Genomic DNA, 11,970 nt, shown 5'->3' with positions numbered 1-11,970 from the left:
CGCATGAGCGAATACTCCCTGTTCACCTCCGAATCCGTGTCCGAAGGTCATCCGGACAAGATTGCCGACCAGATCTCCGATGCGGTGCTGGATGCCATCATCGCTCGCGACAAGCACGCCCGGGTGGCCTGCGAGACGCTGGTCAAGACCGGGGTGGCCATCGTCGCTGGCGAGATCACCACCTCCGCCTGGGTCGACCTGGAGGAGCTGGTGCGCCAGGTGATCATCGACATTGGCTATACCTCCTCGGAGGTCGGGTTCGACGGTGAGACCTGCGGGGTACTCAATCTGATCGGCAAGCAGAGCGTAGACATCGCCCAAGGGGTTGATCGCAGCAAGCCGGAGGACCAGGGGGCGGGCGACCAGGGCTTGATGTTCGGCTACGCCACCAACGAGACCGATTCGCTCATGCCGGCGCCGATCCACTACGCCCATCGCTTGGTCGAGCGCCAGGCCGAGCTGCGCAAGCACGGCCTGCTGCCGTGGCTGCGCCCGGATGCCAAGAGCCAGATCACCTTCCGCTACGATGAGGCGGGCATGCCTTGCGGCGTCGAGGCGGTGGTGCTGTCGACCCAGCATGCTCCCGAGATCGACCAGGAGGAGCTGAGGCGCATGGTCCGGCGCGAGATCATCGAGGAGGTGATCCCGGCCGAGTGGCTCTCCGAGCAGACCAAGTACCACATCAACCCCACCGGCAAGTTCGTCATCGGCGGCCCGGTGGGCGACTGCGGCCTGACCGGGCGCAAGATCATCGTCGACACCTACGGCGGCATGGCGCGCCACGGCGGCGGCGCCTTTTCCGGCAAGGACCCTTCCAAGGTCGACCGCAGTGCCGCCTACGCCGGACGCTACGTGGCCAAGAACATCGTCGCTGCCGGGCTCGCCGACAAGTGCGAGATCCAGGTTTCCTATGCCATCGGCGTGGCCGAGCCCACTTCGGTGTCGATCAACACCTTCGGCACCGGCAAGATAGATGAGGCGCGCATCATCGAGCTGGTGCGCGAGCACTTCGATCTTCGCCCCTTCGCCATCACCCGCATGCTCGACCTGCTCCACCCCATGTACCAGCTCACCGCGGCCTATGGCCACTTTGGCCGCGAGCCCTTCGAGGCCAGCTACCGCTGGAAGGACACCAAGGGCCAGGAGCATACCGAGACCTTCACCGCCTTCCCCTGGGAGCGCACCGATCGCGCCACGGCGCTGCGCCAGGCCGCCGGTTTGTAAGCACTCGCCCTAGGCACGCAATGACAGGCCCCGCCGGCATCGCCGTGCGGGGCCTGTTGCTATGGTGGGGAACACAAGGGCCGAGGGCACAAGGGGCAGACGCAAGCTGCCTGTGCGGAAATGCGCACGATGCATGGGCGCTCGCTACCGCTACCGGTCCCTTCCGCGAGGATAATTCGTAGGCAAGGCAGTCGCTTCCGTTACTGTGCGGAAATTCGTATGCCGAATTCGCCGATTGTGCACATTTCCAGTCAAACCCGGGCTGTTGTCGTTGCGACCAAAGTCGCATATCGATTCGCTAAGCGCTTGAATGCCTTTCCTTTCACTTATTTAGGCGCATTGGTTGCTGAACGCAGACTGCGCTCCATGAGACGCGCGCTCCTAGAATGACAATGGGCATGGCATAACGAGCCGAGTGCGGCATAGAGGGAATTGTGGTGTGGCCAGTGACCGGCCTGGCAACAAGCAGTTCGAGAGGGCGATCGGCAACGCGGTCATCGACTCCTCTATCGCCGCGATGAGCGAAAGCGAGCGAGGAAAAGCACATGGCAGACGATTTGCGCGACAGCGCCTTGCAGTACCACCGATTTCCCCGCCCCGGCAAGCTGGCGATCCAGGCGACCAAGCCCATGGCCAGCCAGCGGGATCTGTCGCTGGCCTATTCTCCCGGTGTGGCCGCGGCCTGCGAAGAGATCGAACGCGACCCCCTGATGGCGGCCGAATACACCGCACGCGCCAATCTGGTGGCCGTGGTCAGCAACGGCACGGCGGTGCTGGGGCTGGGTGCCATCGGTGCCCTGGCTTCCAAGCCGGTGATGGAAGGCAAGGCCGTGCTGTTCAAGAAGTTCGCCGACGTGGATGTGTTCGACATCGAGATCGAGGAGCGCGACCCGGACAAGCTGATCGAGATCATCGCCGGCCTCGAGGCCACCTTCGGCGGCATCAACCTGGAGGACATCAAGGCACCGGAGTGCTTCGAGATCGAGCGGCGCCTGCGCGAGCGGATGAAGATCCCGGTCTTCCACGACGACCAGCATGGTACCGCCATTGTCTCGGGGGCCGCCCTGCTCAACGGCCTGCGGGTGGTGGGCAAGGAGCTCGGCGACATCCGCCTGGTCTGCAACGGCGCGGGCGCGGCGGCCCTGGCCTGCCTGGACCTGGCGGTGTCCCTGGGGGTGCGTCAGGAGAACATCCTGGTCTGCGACCGTACAGGCGTGGTCCACACCGACCGTAGCGAGGACATGGATCCCTATAAGGCGCGCTATGCGGCCCGGACCGAGGCCCGCACCCTGGCCGATGCCGTCAATGGAGCCGACGTGTTCTTGGGTCTCTCGGCCGGGGGCGCGCTCAAGCCGGAAATGGTGGCGACCATGGCCGATCGCCCGTTGATCCTGGCCATGGCCAACCCCACGCCGGAAATCATGCCGGAGGAGGCCAAGGCGGTACGCCCGGATGCGGTGATCGCCACCGGACGCTCGGACTACCCCAACCAGGTCAACAACGTCCTGTGCTTCCCGTTCATCTTCCGGGGCGCCCTGGATTGCGGCGCCACCACCATCAACGAGGAGATGAAACTGGCCACCGTCAAGGCCATCGCCGACATGGCGACCACCACGGTGCCGGAGACGGTGGCGGTGGCCTATGGCGGGCAGGCGCTGACCTTCGGCCCGGAATACATCCTGCCCAAACCCTTCGACCCGCGCCTGATCGATACCATCCCGCCGGCGGTGGCCAAGGCCGCCATGGAGAGTGGCGTGGCCACTCGGCCCATCGCGGACCTGGAGGCCTATGCCCGCTCGTTGTCACGCTTGGTCTACCGCTCCGGCAATGTGATGGAGCCGGTGTATGAGCGGGCCCGACACAACCCTCTCCGCTTGCTGTATGCCGAGGGCGAGGACGAGCGCGTCCTGCGTGCCATGGAGGTCTGTGTCAGCCAGCGCTATGCCAAGCCCGTGCTGATCGGCCGCCGGGCAATCATCGAGGCGCGCATCGAGGAATTGGGCCTGCCGGTGAAACCCGGCGTCGATTTCGAGCTGATCGACGCGCAGGACTATCCCGACTACGCCGAGCTGGCCAGCGAGTACCACCAACTGATGGGGCGGCGTGGCGTCCATCCCGAGGCCGCCGAGAAACGCGTGCGCAGCCGGTCTACCATCCTGGCCTCGCTGCTGCTGCGCCGGGGCGAAGTGGATGCCATGATCGCCGGCCCGGTAGGCACCTACCATGAGCACCTGGACCTGGTGCTGGACGTCATCGGCCTGCGCGAAGGCGTCAGCACGCCTGCTGCCCTGCAGCTGCTGATCCTCGAGCGGACCACGCTGTTCATTGCCGACCCCTTCGTCAACTACGACCCCGATGCCAGCCAGATCGCCGAGATCACTCTGCTGGCCGCGGAGCAGATTCGCCGTTTCGGCATCACGCCCCGGGCCGCCCTGGTCTCCCACTCCAATTTCGGTAGTTCCGACTTCGCCAGCGCCGGAAAGATGCGCGAGGCCCTGGCGCTGATACGGGAACGCGCCCCGGATCTGGTGGTGGACGGTGAAATGCAGGCCGACTCGGCGCTCTCCATGGGCGTACGCGGTCGCATCCTGCCCGGCTCGCTGCTCGAGGGTGAGGCCAACCTGTTGATCATGCCCAACCTGGACTCGGCGAACATCGCCTTTACCGCCCTCAAGGTGCTGGGCAACGGCGTGTCCGTGGGCCCCATCCTGCTGGGGGCCGCCAAGCCGGTGCATGTGCTCAACCGCACGGTCACCGCGCGGGGTATTGCCAACATGAGCGCCTTCGCCGTGGTCGAGGCACAGACCGATCGCTGACAGCGATCGGAAACAACAAGTCCGAGCCAATGATCAAGGGAGACGACCCATGGCCTTCGATGACTACAACGACTTCGATCCCCAGGAAACCCGGGAGTGGCAGGAAGCCGTCGACATGGTGGTGGAACGGGTGGGCCCCGAGCGGGCCACCTTCCTGCTGCACAAGGCGGTAGAGGAAGCCTACCGAACCGGGGCCGAGGCGCCGGATACGACCCGTACGCCCTATGTGAACACCATACCTCCCCACAAGGAGGCCAAGCTGCCCGGCGACGAAGCCCTGCTGCAGCGGCTGATCGCCTATCTGCGCTGGAACGCCATGGCCATGGTGGTGCGCGCCAACAAGAAGCCCGCCGAACCCGGCGGGCATATCGCCAGCTACCAGTCCTCGGCGGTGATGTACGAGGTGGGCTTCAACCATTTCTGGCAGGCCCCCAGCGACGGCCACGGGGGCGACATCATCTACTTTCAAGGGCACTGCGCTCCGGGCATCTACGCGCGGGCGTTCCTTGAGGGTCGGCTCTCCGAGGAGCAACTGGAGAACTTCCGCCTGGAAGTGGACGGCAAGGGGATCTCCTCCTACCCCCACCCTTACCTGATGCCGGACTTCTGGCAGGTCTCCACCGTCTCCATGGGGCTGGGGCCGATCATGGCCATCTATCAGGCCCGCTTCATGAAGTACCTCCAGAACCGGGGATTGGCCGACACCGAGGGGCGCAAGGTGTGGGCGTTCCTGGGCGACGGCGAGATGGACGAACCCCAGTCCCAGGGGGCCATCGCCCTGGCCAGCCGCGAGAAGCTGGACAACCTGATCTTCGTGATCAACTGCAACCTGCAGCGCCTGGACGGCCCGGTGCGGGGCAACGGCAAGATCGTCCAGGAGCTGGAGGGCAACTTCCGGGGCGCGGGCTGGAACGTCATCAAGTGCCTGTGGGGATCGGGCTGGGACGAACTGCTGGCCAAGGACACCAAGGGGCTGCTGCGCCAGCGCATGGAGGAGTGCGTCGACGGCGAGTACCAGAACTTCAAGGTCAAGGGTGGCGGCTACATCCGCGAGCACTTCTTCGGCAAGTACCCGGAGCTCAAGGAGATGGTCGCCCACATGTCGGACGACGACATCTACTACAAGCTGATCCGCGGTGGCCATGACCCGCAGAAGGTCTACGCGGCCTATCACGCGGCGGTCAACACCCAGGGCAAGCCCTCGGTACTGCTGATGAAGACCGTCAAGGGCTACGGCATGGGCGAGGGCGGCGAGGGCCAGAACATCACCCACCAGAAGAAGAAGCTGGGTGAGGACAACCTCCGCCACTTCCAGAAGCGCTTCGACCTGCCCTTGAGTGACGAACAGGTCACCAAGGCGATGTTCTTCAAGCCCCCCGAGGAGAGCGCCGAGATGCAGCTCCTGCATGGGCAGCGCAAGGCGCTGGGCGGCTACCTGCCCCAGCGCCAGCGCAACGGCGACCGGCTCGAAGCGCCGCCCCTGGAGATGTTCAAACAGGTGCTGGCGGACACTGGCGAGCGCACCATGTCCACCACCATGGCCGTGGTGCGCATCATGGTCTCCCTGGCCCGGGACAAGACCCTGGGGCCGCGGCTGACCCCGATCGTCGCCGACGAGTCGCGCACCTTCGGCATGGAGGGCATGTTCCGGCAGATCGGTATCTACGCCCCCGAAGGGCAGAAGTACGTGCCCATGGACGCCGAGGAGATCATGCCCTACCGGGAGGACCAGAAGGGCCAGATCCTGCAGGAGGGCATCAACGAGGACGGTGCCATGTCGTCATGGATCGCCGCTTCCACCTCGTACAGCAACCACGGGGTCACCATGATCCCGTTCTACGTCTACTACTCCATGTTCGGCTTCCAGCGCGTCGGCGACCTGGCCTGGGCGGCCGGCGACATGCTGGCGCGGGGCTTCCTGATCGGCGGCACCTCGGGACGCACCACCCTGAACGGCGAGGGCTTGCAGCACCAGGACGGGCACAGCCAGCTGTTCGCCCAGTTCATTCCCAACTGCATGGCCTACGACCCGACCTTCCACTATGAGGTGGCGGTGATCGTGCGCGACGGACTCAAGCGCATGTACGAGGACCAGGAGAACGTCTTCTACTACATCACTACGCTGAATGAGAACTACCATCATCCGGCGCTTCCCGATGGCGCGGAAGCGGGCATCATCAAGGGCATGTACGCGTTCAGCAAGGCCAAGGGCAAGGCCAAGAGCCCGCGGGTACAGCTGCTGGGCTGTGGCAGCATCCTCAACGAGGTGATTGCCGCGGTGGACCTGCTGCGCGACGACTGGGGTGTGGCGGCCGACGTCTGGAGCTGCCCGAGCTTCAACGAGCTGGCCCGCGACGGCCACGCGGTCAAGCGCTGGAACCGGTTGCATCCCGGGAAGAAGCCGCGCAAGAGCTATGTCGAGCAATGCCTGGAAGGCAGCGAAGGGCCGGTCATCGCCGCCACCGACTATATCCGCATGTTCGCCGAACAGATCCGGCCCTTTGTGCCGCGGCGCTACGAGGTGTTGGGTACCGACGGTTTCGGCCGATCCGACAGCCGCGAGGCCCTGCGCCGCCACTTCGAGGTGGATCGTCACTACGTCGTCCTGGCCGCGCTGCAGGCCCTGGTCGACGAGGGCAAGCTCAAGAGCGGCAAGGTGCGCGACGCCATCGCCAAATACGGCATCGACCCTGAAAAGCCCAATCCCCTCTACGCCTGAGAGCTGAGCCGAAGGAGAAGAACAGTGGCCATTCAAGAGATCAAGGTACCCGACATCGGCGACTACAGCGATGTCCCGATCATCGAAATCCACGTCCAGGCCGGCGACACGATCCAGGTCGAGGACCCGCTGATCACCGTGGAATCGGACAAGGCCTCGATGGACGTACCGGCGCCTGCCGCGGGTACGGTCAAGGAGGTCAAGGTCAAGCTCGGCGACACGGTCTCCGAGGGCAGCCTGGTGCTACTGCTGGAGAGCGAAGCGGGCGTGGCCGCCCCGAGTGGGGCAGATGAAAAGCCCGCGGCGCCTGCCGGGAAGGGCGGGGAGCCATTGCCACCGGCGGCGTCACCCTCTGCCCCGGCTGCCCCCAGCGCCGCACCGCCGGCTGGCCCGATCGCGGACTTCAGCCGGGTTCACGCCAGCCCCTCTGCGCGCCATCTGGCCCGCGAACTGGAGGTGGACCTGACCCGCGTGCCGCCGACCGGCCTCAAGGGACGGGTCACCCAGGAGGACATCCGGAACTTCGCCAAGGGTGGCGCCCCGACGGTGGCCACGGCTGGTGCTCCGGCCGCCGGGGAGGGCATGGATCTGCTGCCCTGGCCCAAGGTGGACTTCAGCAAGTTCGGTCCGGTGGAGACCCAGCCGCTGTCGCGCATCAAGAAGATCTCCGGCGCCAACCTGCATCGCAACTGGGTGAGGATTCCCCACGTCACCAACCACGACGAGGCCGACATCACCGATCTGGAAGCCTTCCGTGTGCAGTTCAACAAGGCCAACGAGAAGGCCGGCATCAAGGTCAGCATGCTGGCGTTCATGATCAAGGCCGCGGTCGCCTCCCTGAAGCAGTTCCCCGAGTTCAACGCCTCGTTGGAAGGCGACAACCTGATCCTCAAGCAGTACTACCACATCGGTTTCGCCGCCGACACGCCCAACGGCCTGGTGGTGCCGGTAATCCGCGATGCGGACAAGAAAGGCGTGGCCGAGATCGCCCAGGAAATGGGGGCGCTGGCCAAGCTGGCCCGGGACGGCAAGCTCAAGCCCGATCAGATGCAGGGCGGCTGTTTCACCATCTCCTCCCTTGGCGGGATCGGTGGGCTGTTCTTCACGCCGATCATCAACGCCCCCGAAGTGGCCATCATGGGCGTGTGTCGCTCCTACTGGAAGCAGGTCTCGCCGGACGGAAAGCAGTCGGAATGGCGCTTCATGCTGCCGCTGTCGCTGTCCTGGGATCACCGGGTGATCGACGGTGCCGCCGCGGCCCGTTTCAACGTCCATTTCGCCAACCTGCTCGCCGACATGCGGCGCATCATCATGTGAGGAGCCGACGACATGGCCAATGCAATCGAAGTCAAGGTGCCCGATATCGGCGATTTCAAGGACGTCGAGATCATCGAGGTGCTGGTCAAGCCGGGCGATGCCATCGACATTGAAACCCCGCTGATCACCCTGGAGACCGACAAGGCCTCCATGGACGTGCCGTCCCCGATGTCGGGCACGGTCGGAGAACTCAAGGTCAAGGAAGGCGACAAGGTTTCCCAAGGCTCGATCATCCTGATGCTGGAGCCGGCCGAGACGGGCTCCCGAGTGGCGGACCGCGATCCGCAGCCGGCGGTCCATGAAAAGGGCGTCGTTGGCTCAGCGGCGTCCGACGATGCGGGCGGTGGTTATGGCGGAGGCAGCCTGGAAGAGGTTCGGGTGCCGGACATCGGCGATTTCAAGGACGTCCCGGTGATCGAAGTGCTGGTGCGGCCCGGCGATACGATCCGTGCCGAGGACCCGCTGATCACCGTGGAGTCCGACAAGGCCTCGATGGACGTGCCTGCGCCCAAGGCCGGCAAGGTCAGCGAGGTGCTGGTGACGGTCGGCGACAAGGTCTCGCAAGGCTCGGCGATCCTGATGCTGGAAGCGGAAGGAGCGGCTCACGCAGTCTCGCCCGCCCCCACCCAAGATGTGCAGGAGCAAGCAGCGGCCCCTGCACCGACGGCGGCTACCTATACTGGTGGCGCCGACATCGAGTGCGAGATGCTGGTGCTCGGCGCCGGGCCGGGCGGCTACTCGGCCGCCTTCCGGGCCGCCGACCTGGGGATGAAGACCGTGCTGGTGGAACGCTATGCCACCCTCGGCGGGGTCTGCCTGAACGTCGGCTGCATACCCTCCAAGGCGCTGCTGCATGTGGCGGCGGTCACCGACGCGGCCAATGACCTGGCCGACCACGGCATCGCCTTCGGCAAGCCGAAGATCGATCTCGACAAACTGAGCGGCTGGAAGGAGAAGGTCGTCGGCAAGCTCACCGGTGGGCTGGCCGGCATGGCCAAGGCGCGCAAGGTCGAGGTTGTCCGTGGGTTCGGGACTTTCCTCGACCCGCATCACCTGGAAGTTGCCCTGACCAGCGGCGACGGCCAGCAGCCGACCGGCAAGAAGCAGGTGGTGAAGTTCGGCAAGTGCATCATCGCCGCCGGCTCGCAGTCGGTGAAGCTGCCTTTCATTCCCGACGATCCCCGGGTGGTCGACTCCACCGGTGCGCTGGAACTGACCGCCATCCCCAAGCGCATGCTGGTCATCGGCGGCGGCATCATCGGCCTGGAGATGGCCACGGTCTACTCCAGCCTGGGCACCCGCATCGACGTGGTTGAGATGCTCGACGGGCTGATGGCCGGCGCCGACCGCGACCTGGTCAAGGTGTGGGAGAAGGTCAACTCGCCGCGCTTCGACAGGGTGATGCTCAAGACTCGCACCACCGCCGTGAAGGCACAGAAGAACGGCCTCAAGGTCAGCTTCGAGGGCGACAACGCCCCCGCCGAGCCGCAGCTCTACGACATGATCCTGCAAGCGGTGGGGCGCAGCCCCAACGGCAACAAGATCGGCGCCGAAAATGCCGGCGTGGCGGTCGACGAGCGTGGCTTCATCGCCACCGACAAGCAGATGCGCACCAACGTCGGTCACATCTTCGCCATCGGCGACATCGTCGGTCAGCCGATGCTGGCCCACAAGGCGGTGCACGAGGCGCATGTCGCGGCGGAGGCCGCTGCCGGGCACAAGAGCTTCTTCGATGCCCGGCAGATCCCCTCGGTGGCCTACACCGACCCGGAAGTCGCCTGGGCTGGCAAGACCGAGGCCGAATGCAAGGCCGAAGGCATCAAGTACGGCAAGGCGATCTTCCCCTGGGCCGCCTCCGGTCGGGCCATCGCCAACGGCCGCGACGAAGGTTTCACCAAGTTGATCTTCGACGAGGAGACCCATCGCATCATCGGTGGAGCCATCGTCGGCACCCAGGCCGGGGACCTGATCAGCGAGCTGTGCCTGGCCATCGAGATGGGCTGCGACCCGGTCGACATCGGCAAGACCATCCATCCCCATCCGACCCTGGGCGAATCGGTGGGCATGGCCGCTGAACTGTTCGAGGGGGTCTGTACCGACTTGCCGCCGCAGAAGAAGCGCTAGGACGACTGCCAGCGGGCTGCTGATGCCGGAGCAATCATGCGGCTGCCCGGCATCAGCCGCCGATCCTTGAAACGCTGGAACAGCAATGAAGGAACATAGGGGAGGACGGATCAATGAGCAATCAACCTCACCAGCAGGTACCGGGCGAGCAAGTGTCAGGAGGAGAGGGAAGTGGCGGACGATCCGCCAAGCTGATATGGGGACTGCGCGCCTTCGGGCTGCTCGTGGCGCTGGTCGTGTGGCTCGCCATGGGTCAGGCCGAAGGGTTGTCGCCGGATGCACGCTGGGTGGCGACGATCGGCGCCCTGATGGCGGTGTGGTGGATGACGGAGGCGATCCCGCTCTCGGCCACCGCCCTGCTGCCGATCGTGCTGATTCCGATGCTGACGGAGCGGTCCGTCGCCCAGGCCACGGCGCCCTATGCCAGTCCCATCGTATTTCTTTTTCTCGGCGGCTTCCTGATCGCCATCGCCATGGAGAAGTGGAACCTCCACCGGCGTATCGCGCTCTTGACCCTGGCCCGGGTCGGGGTCTCGCCGCACCGGATCGTGCTCGGCATGATGCTCGCCACGGGGTTTCTGTCGATGTGGGTCTCCAACACCGCGACGACGCTGATGATGCTGCCGATCGGGCTCTCCGTGCTGGCCCTGGTCGCGGAACGCAGCGGGGAATCCACCGAGACGGCCACCGCCGGCCACGATCACCACCGGGCCGGTCACGTCGACTTCATCCATGACGACAACATCAAACGCTTCGGTCTCTGCCTGCTTCTCGCCATCGCCTGGTCGGCAAGCATGGGCGGCCTCGGCACCCTGCTCGGCAGCCCGCCGAATGCCATCGTTGCCGGCTATGCCGCCGACGAACTGGGCCGCAACATCGGCTTTCTCGAGTGGATGATGCTCGGCGTACCGCTAGCCTTCACCTTCATCCTGGTGGGCTGGGTCCTGATGACTCGGGTGCTCTACCCGTTCAAGGTTGCGGAGATTCCTGGCGGCAAGGAGATGATCGACGGCGAGATCCGCAAGCTCGGCGCGCTCAGCCAGGGCGAGAAGATGGTCTTGCTCGTCTTCGGCTCGGCGGCGTTCCTGTGGGTCGTGCCCGGCGTGCTCGGCAATATTCCGGGAGTGGGTCAGTGGCTGGGGCCGCTGGGGTATCTCGATGACACCGCCATCGCGATCGCTGCCGGCATTGCGCTGTTCATTCTGCCTGCGAGGGGTCGCAGCGAGATGGTGCTGAACTGGCAGGATGCCGAGGACGGCCTGCCCTGGGGCGTACTGCTGCTGTTCGGCGGCGGCCTGAGCCTTGCCGGCGCGGTCGCGGGGACCGGTCTCGACAACTGGTTCGGCCAGCAGGTCACGGGACTCGGCATGCTGCCGATCGTCCTGTTGGTCGCCGCCGTGGCCACGATCATCCTGTTCCTGACCGAGGTGACCAGCAACACGGCGACGGCCGCGACCTTCATTCCCGTGCTCGGTGGCGTGGCGGTGGGTATCGGCGCCGACTCGATGACGCTGCTGATCCCGGCCGCCTTCGCCGCGACCTGCGCCTTCATGCTACCGGTCGGCACGCCGCCCAACGCCATCGTCTTCGGCACCGGAGCGGTCAGCATCGCCCAGATGGCGCGTGGCGGGGTCGTACTCAACATCATCGGGATCGTGTTGATCACCGCCTTCTGCTACATGCTTGGCGGCTTTGCGCTGGGGCTGCAGTTCTGATCCCCTGGTGGGGGGCGGTGCCGTGACGGTCGCCAACCGGCTTTGGCCCAGCGGA

At 65.5% G+C, this 11,970-nt stretch carries 6 protein-coding genes; all 6 read left to right on the top strand.

Features of this window, described 5'->3' with window-relative positions:
- The first annotated feature begins 3 nt into the window (after positions 1–3).
- The 6 genes from metK to SPH52_RS21030 all read left to right on the top strand — a co-directional run bounded on the left by metK (position 4) and on the right by SPH52_RS21030 (position 11,915).
- Complete coding sequence (gene metK, locus SPH52_RS21055) at positions 4–1,224, top strand: methionine adenosyltransferase (RefSeq protein WP_411797004.1); 1,221 nt, start codon at positions 4–6, stop codon at positions 1,222–1,224.
- Positions 1,225–1,769: 545 nt separating this feature from the next.
- A complete protein-coding gene (locus SPH52_RS21050) occupies positions 1,770–4,040 on the top strand; it encodes an NADP-dependent malic enzyme (protein ID WP_411797003.1) in 2,271 nt (756 codons plus the stop codon).
- Between the two features lie 49 nt (positions 4,041–4,089).
- On the top strand, positions 4,090–6,759 hold the full coding sequence (aceE, locus tag SPH52_RS21045; protein WP_411797001.1) for a pyruvate dehydrogenase (acetyl-transferring), homodimeric type: 2,670 nt from the start codon (positions 4,090–4,092) through the stop codon (positions 6,757–6,759).
- A gap of 24 nt (positions 6,760–6,783) precedes the next feature.
- Positions 6,784–8,076 carry a dihydrolipoyllysine-residue acetyltransferase gene (gene aceF, locus SPH52_RS21040; protein ID WP_411797000.1) on the top strand — a complete coding sequence of 431 codons (1,293 nt, stop codon included), beginning with the start codon at positions 6,784–6,786 and terminating at the stop codon, positions 8,074–8,076.
- A 12-nt stretch (positions 8,077–8,088) separates the two neighbouring features.
- Positions 8,089–10,200: a dihydrolipoyl dehydrogenase gene (gene lpdA, locus SPH52_RS21035; protein WP_411796999.1), complete on the top strand. Its 2,112-nt coding sequence runs from the start codon at positions 8,089–8,091 to the stop codon at positions 10,198–10,200.
- Between the two features lie 113 nt (positions 10,201–10,313).
- Positions 10,314–11,915 carry an SLC13 family permease gene (locus SPH52_RS21030; RefSeq protein ID WP_411796998.1) on the top strand — a complete coding sequence of 534 codons (1,602 nt, stop codon included), beginning with the start codon at positions 10,314–10,316 and terminating at the stop codon, positions 11,913–11,915.
- The last annotated feature ends 55 nt before the right edge of the window (positions 11,916–11,970 follow it).

Source organism: Halomonas sp. A29, from assembly GCF_046723295.1.
In the GTDB taxonomy this organism is placed as follows: Bacteria; Pseudomonadota; Gammaproteobacteria; order Pseudomonadales; family Halomonadaceae; genus Halomonas.
The sequence above is the reverse complement of the archived record's forward strand: the minus strand, read 5'-3'. Positions and strand labels throughout refer to the sequence as shown.

What these genes read in the sequence shown, in the direction of transcription:
- metK (WP_411797004.1), top strand. Translation starts at nt 4, where the DNA reads ATGAGCGAATACTCCCTGTTCACCTCCGAATCCGTGTCCGAAGGTCAT.
- SPH52_RS21050 (WP_411797003.1), top strand. Translation starts at nt 1,770, where the DNA reads ATGGCAGACGATTTGCGCGACAGCGCCTTGCAGTACCACCGATTTCCC.
- aceE (WP_411797001.1), top strand. Translation starts at nt 4,090, where the DNA reads ATGGCCTTCGATGACTACAACGACTTCGATCCCCAGGAAACCCGGGAG.
- lpdA (WP_411796999.1), top strand. Translation starts at nt 8,089, where the DNA reads ATGGCCAATGCAATCGAAGTCAAGGTGCCCGATATCGGCGATTTCAAG.
- SPH52_RS21030 (WP_411796998.1), top strand. Translation starts at nt 10,314, where the DNA reads ATGAGCAATCAACCTCACCAGCAGGTACCGGGCGAGCAAGTGTCAGGA.